This is a genomic window from Metabacillus idriensis (assembly GCF_009674765.1).
Classification (GTDB): domain Bacteria; phylum Bacillota; class Bacilli; order Bacillales; family Bacillaceae; genus Bacillus_P; species Bacillus_P idriensis.
The window spans coordinates 1,145,418-1,164,811 of record NZ_WKKF01000001.1 but is presented as its reverse complement, the minus strand read 5'-3'; the positions used below and the strand labels follow the sequence as shown (position 1 = coordinate 1,164,811).

The 19,394-nt window shown below is 41.4% G+C and carries 18 protein-coding genes and 1 riboswitch; of the genes, 6 read left to right on the top strand and 12 right to left on the bottom strand.

The annotated features are described in order from the left end of the window. Positions 1-103 precede the first annotated feature (103 nt). The 3 genes from GJU41_RS05705 to GJU41_RS05695 all read left to right on the top strand — a co-directional run bounded on the left by GJU41_RS05705 (position 104) and on the right by GJU41_RS05695 (position 2,292). A complete protein-coding gene (locus GJU41_RS05705) occupies positions 104-313 on the top strand; it encodes a DNA-dependent RNA polymerase subunit epsilon (protein ID WP_070878987.1) in 210 nt (69 codons plus the stop codon). Positions 314-318: 5 nt separating this feature from the next. Then, positions 319-1,986 (top strand): ribonuclease J1, encoded by a 1,668-nt coding sequence (rnjA, locus tag GJU41_RS05700; RefSeq protein ID WP_070878986.1) that lies wholly within the window; start codon positions 319-321, stop codon positions 1,984-1,986. Positions 1,987-2,142: 156 nt separating this feature from the next. Beyond that, entirely contained in the window at positions 2,143-2,292 is a 150-nt protein-coding gene (locus GJU41_RS05695; RefSeq protein WP_154318138.1) for a hypothetical protein, read from the top strand. A 79-nt stretch (positions 2,293-2,371) separates the two neighbouring features. On the opposite strand, the gene ade is transcribed toward GJU41_RS05695, so the two are convergent. The 8 genes from ade to GJU41_RS05655 form a co-directional block, all read right to left on the bottom strand. Continuing rightward, positions 2,372-4,099 carry an adenine deaminase gene (gene ade / locus GJU41_RS05690; RefSeq protein WP_154318137.1) on the bottom strand — a complete coding sequence of 576 codons (1,728 nt, stop codon included), beginning with the start codon at positions 4,097-4,099 and terminating at the stop codon, positions 2,372-2,374. Between the two features lie 54 nt (positions 4,100-4,153). After that, positions 4,154-4,255: riboswitch (purine riboswitch) on the bottom strand. A gap of 474 nt (positions 4,256-4,729) precedes the next feature. Beyond that, entirely contained in the window at positions 4,730-5,392 is a 663-nt protein-coding gene (locus GJU41_RS05685; protein WP_070878984.1) for a potassium channel family protein, read from the bottom strand. A gap of 77 nt (positions 5,393-5,469) precedes the next feature. Beyond that, positions 5,470-6,483, bottom strand: coding sequence for a cytochrome d ubiquinol oxidase subunit II (locus tag GJU41_RS05680; RefSeq protein WP_154318136.1), 1,014 nt, complete (start codon positions 6,481-6,483; stop codon positions 5,470-5,472). Positions 6,484-6,498: 15 nt separating this feature from the next. Continuing rightward, complete coding sequence (locus GJU41_RS05675) at positions 6,499-7,827, bottom strand: cytochrome ubiquinol oxidase subunit I (RefSeq protein WP_224771171.1); 1,329 nt, start codon at positions 7,825-7,827, stop codon at positions 6,499-6,501. Positions 7,828-7,959: 132 nt separating this feature from the next. Further along, positions 7,960-8,820 (bottom strand): gamma-glutamylcyclotransferase family protein, encoded by an 861-nt coding sequence (locus GJU41_RS05670; RefSeq protein WP_154318135.1) that lies wholly within the window; start codon positions 8,818-8,820, stop codon positions 7,960-7,962. A gap of 15 nt (positions 8,821-8,835) precedes the next feature. Continuing rightward, positions 8,836-10,143 (bottom strand): ATP-binding protein, encoded by a 1,308-nt coding sequence (locus GJU41_RS05665; protein ID WP_070878980.1) that lies wholly within the window; start codon positions 10,141-10,143, stop codon positions 8,836-8,838. A gap of 82 nt (positions 10,144-10,225) precedes the next feature. Beyond that, positions 10,226-10,678, bottom strand: a complete 453-nt coding sequence (locus GJU41_RS05660) for a DUF6884 domain-containing protein (protein ID WP_070878979.1) — start codon at positions 10,676-10,678, stop codon at positions 10,226-10,228. 341 nt (positions 10,679-11,019) lie between these two features. Continuing rightward, positions 11,020-11,532, bottom strand: a complete 513-nt coding sequence (locus GJU41_RS05655; protein ID WP_154318134.1) for an acyl-CoA thioesterase — start codon at positions 11,530-11,532, stop codon at positions 11,020-11,022. Between the two features lie 153 nt (positions 11,533-11,685). On the opposite strand from GJU41_RS05655, the gene mreBH reads away from it, so the two are divergent. Then, on the top strand, positions 11,686-12,693 hold the full coding sequence (gene mreBH / locus GJU41_RS05650) for a rod-share determining protein MreBH (RefSeq protein WP_070878977.1): 1,008 nt from the start codon (positions 11,686-11,688) through the stop codon (positions 12,691-12,693). Here the strand turns inward: mreBH and GJU41_RS05645 are convergent. Next, positions 12,685-12,846 (bottom strand): hypothetical protein, encoded by a 162-nt coding sequence (locus tag GJU41_RS05645; RefSeq protein ID WP_154318133.1) that lies wholly within the window; start codon positions 12,844-12,846, stop codon positions 12,685-12,687. The two genes, mreBH and GJU41_RS05645, sit on opposite strands and share 9 nt — an antisense overlap. Before the next feature lie 141 nt (positions 12,847-12,987). Between GJU41_RS05645 and GJU41_RS05640 the strand changes: the two genes are divergently transcribed. After that, positions 12,988-13,821, top strand: a complete 834-nt coding sequence (locus tag GJU41_RS05640) for a VanW family protein (RefSeq protein WP_139149168.1) — start codon at positions 12,988-12,990, stop codon at positions 13,819-13,821. Between the two features lie 43 nt (positions 13,822-13,864). Here the strand turns inward: GJU41_RS05640 and abc-f are convergent, their stop codons facing one another. The 3 genes from abc-f to GJU41_RS05625 all read right to left on the bottom strand — a co-directional run bounded on the left by abc-f (position 13,865) and on the right by GJU41_RS05625 (position 18,064). Further along, entirely contained in the window at positions 13,865-15,625 is a 1,761-nt protein-coding gene (gene abc-f / locus GJU41_RS05635; protein ID WP_154318132.1) for a ribosomal protection-like ABC-F family protein, read from the bottom strand. Positions 15,626-15,911: 286 nt separating this feature from the next. Then, positions 15,912-16,793, bottom strand: a complete 882-nt coding sequence (locus GJU41_RS05630; protein ID WP_070878974.1) for an aminoglycoside phosphotransferase family protein — start codon at positions 16,791-16,793, stop codon at positions 15,912-15,914. After that, a complete protein-coding gene (locus tag GJU41_RS05625; RefSeq protein ID WP_154318131.1) occupies positions 16,790-18,064 on the bottom strand; it encodes an acyl-CoA dehydrogenase family protein in 1,275 nt (424 codons plus the stop codon). Before GJU41_RS05625 ends, GJU41_RS05630 begins: the two co-directional genes overlap by 4 nt. A 59-nt stretch (positions 18,065-18,123) precedes the next feature. Between GJU41_RS05625 and GJU41_RS05620 the strand changes: the two genes are divergently transcribed. Then, the gene (locus GJU41_RS05620) at positions 18,124-19,353 is read left to right on the top strand and encodes an aminopeptidase (protein WP_070878973.1); all 1,230 of its coding nucleotides are present in this window, start codon (positions 18,124-18,126) and stop codon (positions 19,351-19,353) included. Positions 19,354-19,394 lie beyond the last annotated feature (41 nt).

The window sequence follows — 19,394 nt, the reverse complement described above, 5'->3', positions numbered from 1 at the left end:
AACAGAAACTGGCCCAGCGCTTATGAGGGTTGGCTTAGGGACGATTATCGCATATAATAGAACAAGTTAGTCTAACATACGGCAGTTAAGGAGAGATTTGGCAATGCTATATAAAGTTTATTATCAGGAGAAATTAAATCAGGTTCCTGTCCGCGAAAAAACAAAAACACTTTTTGTTGAAGCTAAAACAGAAGGTGACGCAAGAAATAAACTAAAAGACCGTTTTTATAATATTGAATTTATTCAATCTGTTGAAGGCGCTTTTCTTGAATACGAAAAACAAAACGAAAACTTTAAAGTATTGGAGATTTGATTTTTATGAAATTTGTTAAAAATGATCAAGTTGCGGTATTTGCACTTGGTGGACTCGGAGAAATCGGAAAGAACACGTACGGTGTCCAGTTCCAGGATGAAATCATTATGATTGATGCCGGCATTAAATTCCCTGAAGAGGAATTGCTTGGAATTGACTACGTCATTCCGGATTACACGTATTTAGTAAAAAATGAAGACAAGATTAAAGGTCTTTTCATTACACATGGCCATGAAGATCATATCGGCGGTATCCCTTATCTTCTCAAGCAAGTAAATGTGCCTATTTACGGAGGCAAGCTTGCACTCGGCTTAATCCGCAACAAGCTTGAAGAGCATGGTTTATTGCGTCAGGCTAAATTATATGAAATTAAAGAAGATGACATCATTAAATTCAGAAAAACGTCCGTTACCTTCTTCAGAACTACACACAGCATCCCGGATTCGTACGGCATCGTTGTAAAAACACCGCCTGGAAATATCGTACATACAGGAGATTTCAAATTCGACTTTACTCCAGTTGGAGAACCTGCGAACTTAACGAAAATGGCTGAAATCGGCAAAGAGGGCGTGTTGTGCTTGCTTTCAGACAGCACAAACAGTGAAATTCCTCACTTTACGATGTCAGAGCGCCGAGTAGGTGAAAGCATCCAGGAGATCTTCCGCAAAGTAGATGGCCGCGTGATCTTCGCCACTTTCGCATCAAATATTCACAGACTTCAGCAAGTGGTTGAAGCAGCTGTGCAGCATAACCGTAAAATTGCCGTTTTTGGCCGCAGCATGGAATCCGCGATTGCAATTGGGCAAGATCTCGGATACATTCAATGTCCAAAAGAAACATTTGTTGAACCGCATGAAATTAACCGCCTTCCTGCTAATAAAGTGACTATTTTATGTACAGGAAGCCAGGGTGAGCCTATGGCCGCTCTTTCCAGAATTGCAAATGGCACACACCGCCAGATCCAAATCATTCCTGGAGATACAGTGGTATTTTCTTCTTCTCCGATCCCTGGAAACACGATCAGTGTAAGCAGAACGATCAACCAGCTTTACCGTGCAGGTGCTGAAGTCATCCACGGCCCATTAAGCGATGTTCATACATCAGGTCACGGCGGTCAGGAAGAGCAAAAGCTGATGCTTCGTTTAATGAAGCCGGAATATTTCATGCCGATTCATGGTGAATACCGCATGCAGATTATGCATTCAAGACTTGCCAGGGACTGCGGTGTAGCTGAAGATAACTGTTTTATCATGGATAATGGCGAAGTTCTTGCCCTCAGCGACCGAGAAGTATCGGTTGCCGGAAAAATCCCTTCTGGCTCTGTCTATATTGACGGAAGCGGAATTGGCGATATCGGAAACATCGTATTGCGTGACCGCCGCATCCTTTCTGAAGAGGGATTAGTCATTGTCGTTGTAAGCATTAATATGAAAGAATTTAAAATTTCTGCAGGTCCTGACATCATCTCCCGCGGCTTCGTTTACATGAGAGAATCAGGAGATCTTATTAATGATGCACAGGTGCTGATTACGAAACATTTAAATAAAGTAATGGAACGCCGCACAAGCCAATGGTCTGAAATTAAAAATGAAATTACAGACACGCTTGCGCCTTTCCTTTACGAAAAAACGAAGCGCCGCCCGATGATTTTACCTATCATTATGGAGGTGTAAGCAGACAAGCTGCCGGTATTCCGGCAGCTTTTTTGGATAAAAAGTTCTGTCATAAAGTGCTCTCTATCATATTGAAGAAACAGAAATTATGCTGTATAATGAACTGTACTGACCGTTCAGTCAAATTTGAAGATGATAGAAAGGTAGTGCCTATCAATGAAAAAGCCATCCTCTCTTGAAAAATTCGTACAGCGTCTAAAAGATAAAGGGGTCAAAGCAGAGCTCATCAGTCCTGCCACAAAAAAAGTTGTGACTCTCCTGCAATTAGACGGCAAGCAAATAAAACAATATCCATTAGAGCAATAAGCTTTATTCGCATGAAGCTCCCTCATGGTCATACATAAATGCAAACAACCGGCCTCACTATGAGACCGGTTTTTCATATTCAGTATTCTAAATGGGCAAATGCAGCAACATCGAAGATTCCCTGACAAGTTATTTTTAATTCCGGAATAACTGGAAGCCCAAGAAAAGATAACGTTAAGAATGGATTAAAAGTCTCAGGCAAACCTGCCTTTTTTAATGCTTCATGTATGGAATGCAGGCCGAGCAGCACTTCATCATATGGCTGATCAGACATTAAACCAGAAATGGAAAGCGGAAGCTGTGCGAGAATGTTTCCATCCTGTACAACGGCTAATCCTCCTGCACTCGATTTCAGCACTTGGAGAGCAAGCAGCAAGTCTGCATCATTCGTACCTGCTGCAATAAGATTATGAGAATCATGCGCGATCGACGTTGCGATTGCCCCTCTTTTCAGCTGAAACCCTTTTACAATGCCTTTTCCGATCAATCCCGTATTCTTATGGCGTTCAGCCATGATCAGTTTTAAATGATCAAGCTCAGTGGAAGGATGGAAAATACTGTCGCTAACACTTGTTTTTTCGTATATTTTTCTTGTCACAAGCTGATTGGGAATGATTTCAATAATGGGCACCGGCTGATCTTTTGTAATAGGGAGTTCCAGGTCAGAAGGCTGTAATTCATGCAGATGAACTGTATTTAATAATTCAGCAGGTGTTTTCATTGATTGATGCTCATCCGCTTTTACCTTCCCATCATACGCAGCTAATTTCCCAGCTTTATATACTTGCTCAATCTTAAAATCGTTTAGGCTGTTTACTATCAGAAGATCCGCCTCATAACCAGGTGCCACAGCTCCTTTATCCTTCAGACCGTAGCATTCAGCTGCATTTAATGTGGCCATTTGTATGGCTGCAGCAGGATCAACTCCATGCTGCACAGCAAGCCTTATATTATAATCGATGCTGCCTTCTGCTGCTAAATCATCCAAATGCTTATCATCCGTGCAAAATAAAAATCGTCTGGAATTGCGTACATTTACAGCTCCTATGACATTGGGCAGGTCTTTTGCAACGGAACCCTGTCTGATTAACACATACATGCCGCGCTGCACTCTCTCTTTTGCCTCTTCCGCATTCGTCACTTCATGATCTGTCATAATTCCAGCAGCTCGATAGACATTGATCATATCTGCCGGAAGCCCTGCCATATGTCCGTCGATCACGCGCGAGTGGCGCGATGTCATCTCGAGCTTATTCAGCATGCTATCAGAAGCTGTTTGAACAGCGACATAATCCATGACTTCTGCCAGGCCAATGACTCGATCATGCTTAAAAAGCGGTTCTAAATCATCAGCTTCCAGCCTTGCCCCTGCATGTTCAAAGCTTGTAGCAGGCACACTGGACGGCAGCATAACAAAAACATCAAGCAAAATGCCGTCTGAGCTGTCCAGCATATATTGAATCCCATTAACCCCTGATACATTCGCGATCTCGTGCGGATCCGCAATGACCGTTGTTACGCCATGAGGCAAAACCACTTTGGCAAACTCATGCGGTGGAACCATCGATGATTCAATATGAACATGACCATCAATTAATCCTGGACAAAGATACTTACCGCTAACATCAATTTCCTCCATTCCTTCATAATCGCCTATGCCGATAATTCTTCCATTTGTGACGGCTACATCGCCCTTTAAAATGTCTAGATTAAACACATCGACAATCTGAGCATTTTTAAAAACGGTATCTGCTTTTTTTCTCTTTGTACTTCCTTCAATTGATTGTCTGATTTCTTCTTTTTTCATAAAAAAACCCCTCGCTATTTGGAGGAGTGAGATAAAATCAGGCAACGGAAAAAGCCCTTTTTATTCATTCCTCGTAGTCAAACTTTTTACGGCAGTTCGGTAGAAACTTTTGGACCATATTTCCAATATTATACGAGTGCATGAAATTAAGTATTTAGTAACATATAGTAAGGGGTAATAAGCTATCAGTCAACGGTTTTAGTTTCCGTTTTATAATTTTTTATTATGTGGTATGATAAACAAAAAGTTGAATAACATAAAAATGACCGCAAGTGCAGCAACACTTACGGCCATGCATACATTCGGTCCCGCGTCCGGGGTCGGCCATTTTAATCAATCAAACAAAACAGACCTCACCCGCAACTGACAAAGCTGGGAGGTCTATTTTTTCTGGTCAAACGACATAATGGCTATGATAAGCGTAGCAAATGAAATCGCAAAAGATAAGCTCTCATAGACTGTCACCCGGGCATCACCCCCTTTTCCTTGCTTCACAGAGAAAAGAGACAGGGGCTAGCCGACCACCCATATGTTCACGAATGTATACATCTTCCATTATACCACAATCTGCAAAGAACAAACGTTCCATTGCTTAACACAAAAAAAGACACCTAAAGTGTCTTCTTCTGATCAAGATTCTAAAACCCGTTTTTCAAATCTGTCGATATCTGTATCTGCACCAATTACAATTAAAATATCATCTTTTTGAATCACTTCATCTGCCTGAGGAGTTACAAATATTTCTTTGCCTCTTTTGATGGCAACGATGTTTATTCCGTATTTTGCGCGGATATCAAGGTCAATTAATGTATTACCAGACAGTTTATTATTGACGACAATCTCGACAATACTGTGCTCGTCGGAAAGTTCAAGGTAATCAAGGACATTATTTGAGATCAGATTATGTGCAATTCTTCTGCCCATGTCTCTCTCTGGATGAACGATCTGATCGGCTCCAATTTTCCGTAAAATCTTCTCATGATAATCATTTTGTGCTTTTACAGTGATGAATTTCACTCCGAGTTCTTTCAGCATCAGAGTTGTTAAAATACTTGACTGAATATTATCGCCGATTGCAACGATAACGTGATCGAAGTTGCGGATGCCAAGGCTTTTTAACACAGCTTCGTCAGTTGAATCGCCCACAACCGCATGGGAAGCAATATTGGCATATTCATTCACTTTATCTTCATCCATATCGATGGCCATTACTTCCATGCCCTCTTCACTCAGCTCACGGCATATACTGCCGCCAAAACGCCCAAGCCCAATAACTGCAAAATCCTTTTTCATATGTACGTTCCTCCAGCCATCATACTATAAACAATTTTTAACATAACTTTATTCCTTATTAAAAAAAATTACAAGCTTTACTTTTTGCCCTTTACATATTCTGCATCAAACAAAAACAGGCGCAAAAGCAAAACAAGCGATGGAATCAAAAGCAGCAGCCCGGCTATAAAAACGATAACAAGTGAAATTCCCATCGTTTCATTCGTATATCCGGAATAAATGGTCACAAACGGATCCAGAATGTACGGCAAATGAGACGCCCCATACCCGAAGAAGGCAAAGAAAAATTGCAGCATCACCATTATAAAGGCCGTTCCAAGATTCTTTCTTTTATAGATTAACCAGACGGATGTCATAAAAAACAAAAGAGACAATCCGAACATCCACCAAAGATCAAGCGCTTGGCTAAAATGACGGGGATTGTGCTGCTGAAGAGAAAGAAAAACAAGAAAGCTTGCAAGGATTGTAGGCGGAGCCCAAAACAGCGCAAACCTTCTAAGCAGCGACAAAGCTTTGCTGTCTGAAGCACGATCTGCGTAGTAGGTTAAAAAAGAAGCACTGATAAACAGTACGGATACAATGGCAAGAAACACTACACTCCATGAATAAAAACTTGTAAATAACTCGTTTGCGAGAAAGACGACAGTGCCATTTCGCTCTTCTAAAAATCCCCCTTCTGATATTGAAAGAGCTGTAGACAGGGAAGCGGGAATCAGAAGTCCTGTGGCTCCATATAAAAACGTATAAAAAAGACTGTCTTTAGCTCCGTAGTTCCCAAATGCGTAAAACGAGCCGCGGATCGCTATTAAAACCAGCGCTATGCTTCCCGGAACCAGCAGCGCTGTGCCATAATAATAAGCTGTTTGCGGAAAAAAACCTACGATTCCAACAAAAAAGAAAACAAAAAAGACATTTGTCACTTCCCACACTGGAGATAAATAGCGGCTGATTAAGTTATTCACGATATCATCCCGATTGGTCAGCTGCGCATAAAAAGCGAAGAAACCTGCTCCAAAGTCTATAGAAGCAACGATTAAATATCCGTACAGAAAGATCCACAGAACCGTCATGCCAATGATCGGAATATCCATTTAGACTTCTCCCTCCTATTTAAACCGGTACTCAAGCTCCGCTTCTGCCGGATTTTCTTTGAACATGCGCTTAAGCACGATGATGCACAGTGTTCCAAGCAGTGTGTACAGTCCGAAGAACAGCAGAAACATTAATCCTACATGGTCTGAAGTCGTCGCTCCTTCAGCTACCTTCATATATCCTCTGAGAATCCATGGCTGGCGGCCTACCTCAGCAAATATCCAGCCAGCCTCGATCGCAATCATGGAGAGCGGTCCGGCTGCTACAATCGGCCATAAAAGCCATGACTGAAAACCGCGAAGCCTCTTTATTTTTCCAAATAAAACAAACAGCATGGACAGGCCCAGACCAAACATCCCAATGGTTACCATGACATCAAACATATAGTGAATCCAAAGTGGGGGTCTTAAGTTTTCTTCAATTTCATTTAATCCTGTTACTTCTGCATTAAAATCATTGAACGATAAAAAGCTGAGCATTTTAGGAATTCTAATTTCATTGCGGATTTCTCCGTCTTCATTTAAGGTGCCATATAATATTAAATCAGCACCCGCTTCAGTTTCGAAATGCCATTCACCCGCAGCCAGCTTTTCAGGCTGATGCTCTGCCAAAAATTTTGCCGAAAGATCTCCAGCAAGCGCTGTCCCCAGTGAAAAGACAAGTGCCGAGACCATCGTCACCTGCAAGGCTTTACGGTGATAGTCTGTTCTTCTTCCTTTAAGAATCATAAAGGCAGTTATAGCAGCAAGCACAAACGCTGAAGTCATGTACGAAGACATCAGCACATGGAAGACTTTTGAAGGCGCCGCAGGATTAAACATGGCCGCTATCGGATCTATTCCGGTAATTGTTCTGCCATTCAGCGTAAATCCCTGAGGAGTATTCATGAACGCATTAACTGTAGTGATAAAGACGGCTGACATTGACGATCCTATCATAATCGGAATGGAAATCAGCCAGTGATAAATTGGTTTTTTAAACCTGTCCCATGTATAAAGATAGATCCCCAGAAAGATTGCCTCAAAGAAAAAAGCGAAGGTCTCCATAAAAAGCGGCAAGGCAATAACCTGTCCGGCAATTTCCATGAAACTCGGCCACAGTAAGGATAACTGCAATCCAATGCATGTTCCGGTAACCACCCCTACTGCCACTGTAACAACAAAACCCCTTGTCCAGCGCCTTGCAAGCAGAATATAGTGGGGATCTTTTTTTCTGATTCCTATCCATTCGGCGATCGATATTAAAACAGGCACTCCGACTCCAATCGTTGCAAAAATAATGTGAAAGGCAAGTGTCAATGTCGTAAGCATCCGGCTAAGTATGACGCTATCAAGTTCAGCCAAAGGGCCACATCTCCTTTATTGTGTTCTAATGCTCTTATATCACAGATTCTAAATTCCAAAACATGCAAACTTTGTGATGCGCTGAACATGTTTTGGAATGATGATAGGCAAAGAAAATTTCTCCTCTGCCTATCACGGTTTATATTCGGGAAGAGCGTTCATATATGCCCGGATTTTTTCGACATACTCATCCCCGAGTCTTCCTTCAGCACCTCTCAGTATTTCTGTTGAGTAGTGGCTTGGCGGGCGGAATTCTTCTTTTTTCTGAATGACAGTAAAGGTAAGGCACTGCTCATACACCTTTTCACCGATTTCCACACGGATAAAAGCAGGACGATACGTTTTAGAGTCAACACCTTCACGCATATAAAGATAGTCCACTGCTTCCTCAGGTACACGATATAAAATGCCTTCAGCACTTCCGCCGTCTTCAACTAAATCAGCCCGGCCCCCGTCTTCCATCGTTACAGTGAATTTAACAGAGTACTTTTCTGCTTTTCCGCCGCCGATAACATCTGCAAAATGATGCTCAACAGCCGCTTTTTGAAAACGTTCTGTATCCATGCATGAGCCATAAGCAAAATAATACGTTTCAGCTGGAGGATTCAGGATGAATTGATATTCTTTCCAATCTCCGCTCTTTATTTTCTTCATCCCATCAGCCTGCTCAGGCTTTATCACATAACAAAAGGCATCATGCGCCAATGTATCGGTATAGACCCGGACAGGAACAAATTCAAACAGGCTGTCATTTGCTTCCGGTCCCAGGTAACCTTCTAATTTATGAATCTCGGGAAGAAGATCCTCATCGATTTCATAGAGCTCACCGTAGACTGTATCCTGGTCTACAGTCATTGCTGGATAGCCATCATTCCAATCAAACAGCGAACCATTGGTCCAGGCCTGTTCGGCAATGCACGTTCCCTGCTTTATATAGTGATGATTTTTCTCCATATAACGAAGTGTTCCATAAACAAATAAATGACAGTTCATCTTACCAATCTCCTCTTAAACACGTTCTAATATAGAATTCCGATTGACAACAGGCAATACAACTTCAAAGGTGGTCCCATTATTTAAGCTGCTGTGTACATTGATATGGCCGTAATGGTCTTTAATGATTCTTAAGCATACAGTCAGGCCGAGACCAGTTCCTTTTTCTTTTGTAGAAAAGAAGGGTTCGCCAAGTTTTGAGATTTTTTCTTTTGGAATTCCCATCCCGTCATCTTCAATTGAAATGATCACAGCCTCGCCTTTGAGTCTGCAGCTCATATGGATATTCCCCCCATTTGGCAGTGCTTCAATCGCGTTTTTGATCAGATTGATAAATACCTGTTTAAGTTGATTTTCATCGCAATCAACAATAATTTCTTCGGCAGGAAAGCTTTTTTCAAGCTGAATATTATGTAAAATGGCATTAGATTCAATAAGGACAGCCACCTGCTCCAAAATGGAAACCATATTCTTTTCTCTGAAATGAATCGCCTGCGGTTTAGCCAATACAAGCATTTCGCTTAGGACCAGCTCAATTCTCTTGATTTCTCCAAAGATAATATCAAAATAAGAATCTTTGTCCGGAAATTCATTTTTAATAAGCTGCAGAAAACCGCTGATGGATGTAAGAGGATTCCTCACCTCATGGGCAATTCCGGCAGCAAGCTGTCCGGCAATGGACAGTTTTTGGGATTTCAGTGCAAGGTGCTCATTCATCTCTCTCCATTCCCTCTCTTCAAGCTTTCTGTCTGTAATGTCCTGAATTGTCCCAACTGTTCCAATCAAATAGCCTTCATTGTCATAGTACATTTTGAAATGAACATAAGCATAAAATTCCCCGCCGCTTTTCTTGCGATAGGATGTTTCAAGTCTTCCCTCTACCCGCTTCGAAGCCGTATAGTCAGCAAGCGTGCTTCTCACTCTCTTTTTTTCCTCAAAAGTGATGTAATGATAAAAGCTTGCATAGAGACTTTCAGAACGTTCATAACCTGTTAAATCCGTCCACGCAGGGTTTAAGTAAATAAAGTTCCCTTCACCATCCGTTTGAAACACCACTTCCTGGATGTTCTCAAGGACCATCTTTGTCTCATCAAGCAGGTTTTTATAGCGGCGCTGGCTTTCGCTCAGCTGCTGAATCAACAGCTTGGAATGATCAAAATAAGTTCCCAGTTTCCAGACAACAGCCAAGATGATGACGCAGAATAAACTGCTGTACAGCATAGGAACGGACTGACTCCCAAAGATAAAGTCAAAGATATTCCATAAAATCAGAATACATACAGCTAGAAAAGTTATTATCATTCTGCCCGCATATTTGTTCATCGCAGCACCTTTTCGGGTTCTATTTTTTTCAGTATACCATTTTCTGATTTATCAGCATATTCCGACGCTTGGTTTGCATCTATTAATCATGCAGACTATGTTCAGTCAGTACCGCTTTTTTCAGCATTTGCTGCATATAACCAATTCCTCTGCAATTCTGAAGCGGATAAATGAATTTTCCTTTAAGTGTATTTTCTGCAATAGGCTTGAATTTCTTCCCTCCAAGTACAACAAACTCTTCAAATTGATGAAGGTTCTTTTCATTTGCCTGCATCTGAAGTTTTTCAAGTTTTATTACTTCTTTTGTTTTCATACTGAAAGAGACATTATAATTTCCGGGTACTAAATCCTCAGGAAATAAAAATCCATGTTTCGCAGAAAGAATAACCCAGTCATCAAAAAACATTTCTGCATACTGGCGGCAAAGCAAATGAAAGGTCCCTGTATAGGCATTTTCAGCTTCAACTTGTCCAAGGTGGGGCTCCTTATCCCAAATTTTTTTATTTCCGCATGGTATTATACATAGCTGCTTCAATTTCGTTTCTCCTTTTTTGTATGATGCTGCTTCCTAAAAGCCTTTATAGGATTATAGACTAGTCTAATAGTTGAATATACTTCTTTTTTAGCAGAAGAAACTGTTTTCTGTCCACAGATTATCATAGATAAAGATTATTAATTAATTACCCCCCCCTTTAATCCATATCTATACATCCATTTATTAATTAATTTCTTTAGGGGCATTTATGAAGATTTCATTTCAGCATAATGAAAAAGAGTCAAGTTCTATTCCCTTTATCCTTTTTTAAGCCTAAGGATCAGGGTGTATCCCTGCTCCTCTAGGCTCTGATCAAAATCCACTTCTATTCTCCAGTCCCCTTACAGCCAAGGATAATCTGTTCCGAATGCGGCTGCCATTGATTCGGTTTCTTCTTTTCGCTTTTTCCGGATGGCTGCCCGCTTGAGTGCTGAGTCATTCAGCGTCTTTTCTGTATCTGACTCTGGAACAACTTTCGGGACGGGAGTTGGCTTATTATGTTCATCTACTGCAACCATTGTTAAGAAAGATAGAGCACATACATTTCGATTTCCGTTGAGAAGATCTTCTGCTATGACCTTTACAAAAACCTCCATTGATGTTCTCCCCGTGTATGTTACAAATGCTTCAAGACATACGGAGTTTCCTTCATAAATAGGATGCAGAAAATCAACAGAGTCCGTTGATGCCGTAACAACATGCGAGCGAGCGTGCCTGATGGCCGAAATGGCTGCTACGTCATCAATATAAGCCATCAGCTTACCGCCGAATAAAGTTCCGTAATTGTTTGTATCAGACGGCAGAACGATGCTGGTTTTTACAACAAATGAATGCCGGCAAAATTTCACTTCCATTATAGATGCACTTCCTTTTTTTCAATTCTCTCTTTCTTATTCCCTGAAGTTCAAAAAAAATACATCAAAAAAGGACTGGTACCCCCATAAATCGACACTGTTTGCAGAATGAATATAAAAGACTCGAAATCTATGAGGATTGGGTGAAAATAAATGTTTTCTACTTCTGAAATTGGCATTGACTTAGGTACAGCAAATATTCTTGTATACAGCAAGGAAAAAGGAATCGCGTTAAATGAACCGTCCGTTGTGGCGATTGATACAGTAACAAAAAATGTTTTGGCTGTAGGGACGGAAGCAAAAAGCATGATTGGCAAAACGCCGGGTAAAATTGTGGCGGTCCGTCCGCTTAAAGACGGTGTCATTGCTGATTATGATGTAACAACTGAAATGCTTAAGCAAATTATGAAAAAAGCTTCGAAAAAATTAGGATTCTCAATCAGAAAACCTACTGTTGTCGTATGTACTCCTTCAGGTGCAACAAGTGTTGAACGCCGTGCCATTCACGATGCAGTAAAAAATGCAGGTGCTAAAATTGTCCATTTAATTGAGGAGCCTGTTGCAGCTGCAATTGGCGCAGATCTTCCCGTAGATGAACCAATTGCAAATGTCATTGTTGATATCGGCGGCGGGACAACAGAGGTTGCCATTATCTCATTTGGCGGCGTGGTATCATGCCACTCCATCCGAATCGGCGGAGATCAGCTTGATGAGGATATCATTGGATATGTCCGTAAAAACTATAACCTGTTAATCGGTGAGCGCACGGCTGAGAACATTAAAATGGAAATCGGCTATGCTCTTGTCAAGCATGACGAGCTGTTAATGGAAGTCAGAGGGCGTGACCTTGTTACAGGCCTTCCAAAAACGATCACTCTGTCATCAACTGAAATGCAGAATTCAATGAGAGAATCATTGCTTCATATTCTAGAAGCGATCCGTGCTACCCTTGAAGACTGCCCGCCAGAGCTTAGCGGCGATATTGTAGACCGCGGGGTGATTCTGACAGGCGGAGGCGCTTTAATGAAAGGCATGCAGGAATGGCTCAGTGAAGAAATTGTTGTTCCTGTTCACCTTGCACCAAGCCCGCTTGAATCAGTGGCAATCGGAACTGGAAGATCTCTTCAGGTCATTCACAAGCTGCAAAAAGTATCAAAGTAAGCTGTAAAGAGCCGCAACTGAATGCGGTTCTTTTTTTTCTGCAAATAAAAGAACGTATGTTCTATAATCTATTCTCCATATTTCTTCAAAATAAACAATCATTTGAAAATTATTCTTTTTTTCTCCAGATTTTTGAAACTTTTCTCTTTTCACATGCGTCTTACCTATTGTATGATTCACATAAAATAATCTGCATTTTCACTGGGGGAGAACGAGATAAAACGCTTATTTTTGTTCGTGTCAATTATTTTAGTTGTAAGCGGATGCGGTTTAGTAGAAAAAGAGAGCCTTATCATGACGAAAAATGCGGTGAGTGCAAAAGCTGTTTCTTCAAAGGCGATGGAAATAAATCGGGAGTTTGCTCTGATTGACAGCAGAGATGGCAGTACAGCAGCAACATTCGTACCAGCTGACGATAAAGATAAAGAGCAGCATGAAGAGGATATGAAGGCTCTGGTCCGGCAAATGGCTGATAAATTTGATCAGCCAATGACTCCTTCAAAAGTCGAAGACGGCAAACTTTTACCGGGTCAAAGCCGTGTAGTGCTTGATGAAGAAGCTCTATTCAATCAATTGCTGAATCTATCTGCTTTCAGTCACGAAATTCTGCTGCCAATTACGGAAACAGCTCCAAATATTACACAGGAAGCCTTAAATGGCGCTGCGCAAACAGTGATCGGAAGCTACAAAACAACGTTTAATCCTTCTGTTGCAGGAAGAAGCACCAACATTGCCCTTTCATCGAATGCAATTGATGACATCGTTTTGGGGCCAGGAGACAGATTTTATTTTAATTTGGCTGTCGGGGAGAGAACCCCTGCACGCGGCTACCAAAAAGCGCTTGAGATTGTAAATAAAGAGTTTGTCGAAGGAATTGGCGGAGGAATCTGTCAGACATCAAGCACTTTGTACAACGCTGTTGCAAAAGCCGGCCTTGAAATAATCGAACTTCACCACCATTCCAAAGAAGTCGGTTATGTCCCTATCAATCAGGATGCGACTGTTTCATGGGGCGGCTACGATTTTAAATTCATGAATAATAAAGATTTTCCTGTTATTATCAAAACGATAGTCGATCAAAAAAGCGGCAGTCTTGAAGTTCAAATTTTAGCAGCTTCAATAAACTAAATAGATAATAGAAGGCTGAGTCATTGCGACTCAGCCTTTTTTATCATCTTATCAGCTTCCTCTTTTCTTGAAGAAGTCTGCTGTACTCTGCATCAAGCATTGCAAAAGAAGGGTCTTCTCTGCTTATTACACTGAGTTTGCTTAACACAGCTGTCAGCTGATGATCGATTTTAAGCAGCTCTTTTTCAGTATCTGTTTCATTCCATTCATTTCTGCCCTTTGATAAATAGTCATCGAGCTTCATTTCAACTCTTCTTACCATCGCGTCTTCAAATACGAGCAGCTTATCACACAATTTGTTCATAAAATACTGATCATGAGACACAATGATGATGGTCCCTTCAAACTCATCAAGCGTCTCCTCAAGCTGTTCCCGGCTCGGGAGATCCAGATGGTTTGTCGGCTCATCGAGTATGAGAACGTCGTATTCTTTCAGGATCATAGACACAAGCTTCACCCTTGTGCGTTCACCGAGGCTTAGTGAACCAATCGGCTGCTTAAGCTTCTCCTCAGTCAGTCCCATGTTTGCGAAAGTGGTCCGCGCTCTTAAAATCTGTTCCCTCTCATGAAGATCCAGAGCTTCAAGAACGGTTGCATCTTCCCTTAAATCATTTACGTCCTGGCTTAAATAGGCGATCTTCATCGTTTCGCTTTTCCATAGCTCGCCGCCGGTCACGTCCTCCAACCCTTGAATCATCCGAATGAGAGTCGATTTGCCGGCTCCATTTTTTCCGATAATGCCTATTCTTTCTCCATGTTTAATATAAAAATGACTTTTCTTAATCAGGGAAAGCTGCCCAAACGTTTTTTCAAGCGCTTTTGCTTCAAGTACGCGCTTGCCCCTTTTTCCGCTAGAATCGAACTGAAACATGACTTTAGCTTCTTCCTGGGGTTTTTCTTTTTTATCCTTTTCAAGTTCAGCCGCTAACCTCTTCATCTTAGAACGGATCTGAATGTCCATTTTTTTCGCCTTTACCCGGTTGTATTCTTTAAAGCCCATTTGTTTCCGTTCGGAAGGACTCCCCTGTTTGGTTGATTCCCGGTGCGCTTTTTCTGACCAATTCTTTAAATTCTCCATTTGCCCTTCAATTTTCGCTTTATAGCGCTGCTGCACTTCATACTGATGCTTTTGTTCTTCTGCCAGTCTTTTCTTCTCGTTCCTGTATGCCGTGTAATTCCCTTTGAACTCCTTTATCTTCTTATTTTCCAATTCGAAAATATGAGATACGGTCCTGTCAAGAAAGTAACGGTCATGGGAGATGATCAGCACGGCGCAAGTATTGGTCCTCAGCTGATCTGCAAGCCATTCTATTCCATGGTAGTCCAAATGATTGGTCGGTTCATCCAGAATCAGCAGATCGGGATTTGTGGTCCATACATGAGCGAGTGCAAGCTTCAGCTTCTCCCCGCCGCTTAAATGATGAAGCCGGTCTTCCTTCCAATTTTGCACTTTTTCAAGCCCTAATTTTTTTGTTGTTTCAAAAATTCTCTCAAAGCTTTGATCTTCTAAGACCCCTTTAAAATCATGTACGGTGTAATCAACTGATTGCAGCAGATATCCGATTTTCAGATCTTTTTTTCTCGTAATGCTGCCTTCATCAGGAAGAAGCTTCCCAAAAATCAGATTGGCTAACGTCGTCTTGCCTGCTCCGTTGTAGCCGACTAATCCGGCACAATCTTCTTGTTTCAATTCAAACTGTATGTTTTCAAGAATGACTTGATCTCCATATTGTTTTTTTACATCTTTCACATTAAGGATTGTATTTGCATGCCGCTGTTTTACTAATCTTTCTTTTTTAGCCATAAAAAAACCTCCCAAGTTCGCCTAGAGAGGATTTCAACCATATGAAATAAACGGAATACCCGCCAAAAAATGCAGAAAGATGCATAGATTTGGGTCTTCAGCTGGAAATGGTATGAAAAATGAGCGCACTCATCCTATTCTCTAGGTCTCGTTTTTTTGCTTATTCAAAAAACGTTTAGAAAATAAGATTAGTTCCACATGTCTCCAGTACCTTTTCCTTTCCGATATTAGAATGATATTAGTATATGATAATCAAACAAAATCTGTCAACAGTATTTGTAAGCAATTACATCATGGATTCGTATATTCCGGCCAGTTGAAGATTCTCTTCAAAGCAGGAAGCCCCATCCTCCAGACACCAGCATGCACTTAGCACAGCCTGACAAAACCCCCAGCCAATCATACGGCTTCTGTCCATACCTAATTCTTTTTCAAACTGCTCAATTCTCTTTTCAAGCACGTCCCGGGGATTTTTTTTATCAAATAAATAATTTTTACAGAAGCTTGTGACTTCAAATTCAGCTTCACCTATAACCCCCTTGGGATCTATGGCAATCCAGTCCCTGTCCTTTTTCAAAATATTATCCTGATGGAGATCGCCATGCAATAGAATGGGTTTAGAAATGGTGTTTATTAATTGAGCAAAAAGAGCCTCAGCCTTATGTATACATTTTTCATCTATGATATTTTTCTCCACCCTCCTTAAGCCAGACATCCAATCTGACAAGTGAGGAAAAGGATGACCGCCTGCATACGGCTGCCAAATTCTTTTCATAACAGAAGAAGCAGCTAAAATAGCTTTTTCATCACTTTCAACCTCTGAAAGCATGGTGCCCGGGTTTAATTTTTCCAAAATTAAGAGGCCGTCATTTATATGTTCATCAATCAGTTTAACCATGCCATTGCCCCTGCCCAGTATTTTTAATGCGATGCTCTCAGCAATCAAATCTTTATGGTTTGGGAGTCCGAATTTAACAACTGCCTCTTCCCCATTTGCTTTAATAGCCTGAGCTACATAATGATATGACAATTTATAAGGATCGCCTATTTTCAGGCCGTAAGTCTGCTCGCACCCCGCAATGATGAAAGGAAGTTTACGGATCCAGGCTTCCCCTTTATCTCCATGAACTCCTATAATCGTTTGTTTAAACTCTCTTGGAAGGTTCATTTTCCCGTTCCCTCACTAAAAGCCTGGTCTGCAAGGATGGCGAACGTAATTTCATCCGCCGGAGGATTATGAAGCCCTGCTCTTACATCTCTGTAATACCTTTGGAGAGGAAGGGAATTAAAGATACTTTGTCCGCCAACTACCCGCATGGCAAGGTCGACCACTTCGACTGCTGTATTTGTAGCAACTGTCTTGGCAGCTGCGAGCTCTGCTCCGAGTTTATTCCGTTCGTTTGGAGCAGTGTCCCATTTTTCCGCTGTTCCATATAAGAGATGTCTAGCAGTCAGAAGCGATAGGTCCATGTTTGCAATCTTTCTTCTCACTTCAGGCAAATCTTTAATGGGATGATTTAAACTGTTTGGCTGATGTTTTTTTGCAAATTCGACAGCAAAATTCCTCGCTGCTATGGCAATTCCCAAATAACATGCAGGTATATGAAGCAGCCACCCTTGCGGAGACGCTCCTTTAGAAGGTTTCATTTTCAAACCTGTCATCGCTTCTAGTTCAAGTTCCACATTCTCAAGAATTAAATCATCGCTTCTTGTTCCTCTCATTCCAAGCGTGTTCCATGTTTCTTCAATGGACAAACCGGGAGATTCCTTTGGAATAATAAATTCCCCTACTTCTCCAGTATCTTCGATCGTTGCAGTGATCAGGAAATAATCAAGTGCAGGAGCAAGAGATGTGAATATTTTCTTGCCGTTAATAATCCACTTATCACCGCTCCGCTTTGCTGTCGTTTCAGGTTTGCCGCCTCTTGCAGGACTTCCTCCATTCGGTTCAGAAGCGGCACTGTTCAGTAATTTGTCGAACTGTATGATTTCTCGGGAAATCCGGGCATACGTTTTTTCATCCCACTTTTCAGTTTCTCTAATGTTCATGAGGATTCCCAGATGCCAGCCGAGCGATAAAGCTGTTGCCCCGTCTCCCTGTGCCAGTTTTTCCTGTATCAACACAAATTCATAAAGAGACAGATTGTCACCGCCATATTTTCCTGGGATTGATAATTTCAAGAATCCCGCTTTTTTTAAATCATGAAAGTTTTGAAAAGGAAAAAGAGCCTCCCGATCATAATAATCTGCCCGCTCAGAAAACTGCTCTGCAAGCTCAGAAGCTTTTTCCAACAATGCTTTTTGCCGGTTTGTTTTGATGAATTGCTGATCAAGCACGATTCCACCTTCTTTCACCTTATATTCTATCTTTTCTCGCCAATTTGATAAAGTATTCCGATCTGACAGCTGTTTGTATATAGAATACTCAGTCTTTTTCATTTCCTAATCTTAGCAGTTCTGATAAAATAGAACTAATTCTGGTTAAAGGAGATAAACTAATGACTTCTTTTCAAAATAATCTCGAAAAATATGCAGAGCTTGCTGTTAAGGTTGGCGTAAATATTCAAAAAGGACAAACTCTTGTCATCAACGCTTCACTTGATGCAGCGGAATTTGTTCGCTTAGTTGTAAGAAAAGCCTATGAAACAGGTGCAAAACATGTGCAGGTAGACTGGAATGACGATGAAGTAACCCGCACTAGGTTTGAGCTTGCACCGCAGGAGGCTTTTGAAGAATTTCCTGAGTGGCGTGCAAAGGGTCTTGAAGCGCTTGCCGAAAATGGCGCTGCCTTCATGTCGATCGTTTCATCTTCCCCTGATTTATTAAAAGGCATCGACTCAAAGAGAATTGCTGCTAATTCAAAAGCTGCAGGCACTGCGTTATCTACATACAGAAATTATGTTCAGGCAGACAAAGTAAGCTGGTCTGTAATCGCGGTTCCATCTGAGAAATGGGCTGCAAAAGTATTCCCGGAAGCCGGCGAAAATACAGTTGAACAACTGTGGGATGCAATCTTCAAAGCAACCCGCACAGATCTTGAAGATCCTGTAGCTGCATGGAAAGAACATGATCAATCCCTGAACAGCAAGGTAGAATATTTGAACGGCAAAAAGTACAAAAAGCTTCATTACCGTGCACAAGGAACAGATTTAACAATTGAGCTTCCTGAAAAACATCTTTGGATTGGTGCAGGAAGCGTTAATGAACAAGGTAATGAATTTATGGCCAATATGCCGACCGAAGAAGTGTTCACAGTTCCTGAAAAAGAAGGCGTAAATGGAGTTGTAGCAAGCACAAAACCTCTCAGCTACGGCGGTAACCTCATTGATAAGTTCTCGATTACATTTAAAAACGGCCGGATCACAGACGTAAAGGCAGAAGAAGGCGAAGAAATTTTAAAAGAGCTTGTGGCAACAGATGAGGGTTCCCATTACCTAGGGGAAGTAGCTCTTGTTCCGCACGATTCACCTATTTCGATGTCTAATGTTTTATTCTATAATACGCTTTTTGATGAAAATGCATCCAATCACTTGGCAATCGGCAATGCTTATGCTTTCTGTATTGAAGGCGGAAAGAAAATGTCCCGCGAAGAATTGGAGAAAAACGGCGTCAATTCAAGCATCACACATGTTGACTTTATGATTGGTTCTGCTGAAATGGATATTGACGGGATCCTGGAAGACGGCACGAGCGAGCCGCTGTTCAGAAAGGGTACTTGGGCCATTTAGGCTAAATTTTAAAAAACCGCCTGGAGATTCACTCCAGGCGA

What these genes read in the sequence shown, in the direction of transcription:
- GJU41_RS05705 (WP_070878987.1), top strand. Translation starts at nt 104, where the DNA reads ATGCTATATAAAGTTTATTATCAGGAGAAATTAAATCAGGTTCCTGTC.
- rnjA (WP_070878986.1), top strand. Translation starts at nt 319, where the DNA reads ATGAAATTTGTTAAAAATGATCAAGTTGCGGTATTTGCACTTGGTGGA.
- GJU41_RS05695 (WP_154318138.1), top strand. Translation starts at nt 2,143, where the DNA reads ATGAAAAAGCCATCCTCTCTTGAAAAATTCGTACAGCGTCTAAAAGAT.
- ade (WP_154318137.1), bottom strand. Translation starts at nt 4,099, where the DNA reads ATGAAAAAAGAAGAAATCAGACAATCAATTGAAGGAAGTACAAAGAGA.
- GJU41_RS05685 (WP_070878984.1), bottom strand. Translation starts at nt 5,392, where the DNA reads ATGAAAAAGGATTTTGCAGTTATTGGGCTTGGGCGTTTTGGCGGCAGT.
- GJU41_RS05680 (WP_154318136.1), bottom strand. Translation starts at nt 6,483, where the DNA reads ATGGATATTCCGATCATTGGCATGACGGTTCTGTGGATCTTTCTGTAC.
- GJU41_RS05670 (WP_154318135.1), bottom strand. Translation starts at nt 8,820, where the DNA reads ATGAACTGTCATTTATTTGTTTATGGAACACTTCGTTATATGGAGAAA.
- GJU41_RS05665 (WP_070878980.1), bottom strand. Translation starts at nt 10,143, where the DNA reads ATGAACAAATATGCGGGCAGAATGATAATAACTTTTCTAGCTGTATGT.
- GJU41_RS05655 (WP_154318134.1), bottom strand. Translation starts at nt 11,532, where the DNA reads ATGGAAGTGAAATTTTGCCGGCATTCATTTGTTGTAAAAACCAGCATC.
- mreBH (WP_070878977.1), top strand. Translation starts at nt 11,686, where the DNA reads ATGTTTTCTACTTCTGAAATTGGCATTGACTTAGGTACAGCAAATATT.
- GJU41_RS05640 (WP_139149168.1), top strand. Translation starts at nt 12,988, where the DNA reads ATGACGAAAAATGCGGTGAGTGCAAAAGCTGTTTCTTCAAAGGCGATG.
- abc-f (WP_154318132.1), bottom strand. Translation starts at nt 15,625, where the DNA reads ATGGCTAAAAAAGAAAGATTAGTAAAACAGCGGCATGCAAATACAATC.
- GJU41_RS05630 (WP_070878974.1), bottom strand. Translation starts at nt 16,793, where the DNA reads ATGAACCTTCCAAGAGAGTTTAAACAAACGATTATAGGAGTTCATGGA.
- GJU41_RS05625 (WP_154318131.1), bottom strand. Translation starts at nt 18,064, where the DNA reads ATGAAAAAGACTGAGTATTCTATATACAAACAGCTGTCAGATCGGAAT.
- GJU41_RS05620 (WP_070878973.1), top strand. Translation starts at nt 18,124, where the DNA reads ATGACTTCTTTTCAAAATAATCTCGAAAAATATGCAGAGCTTGCTGTT.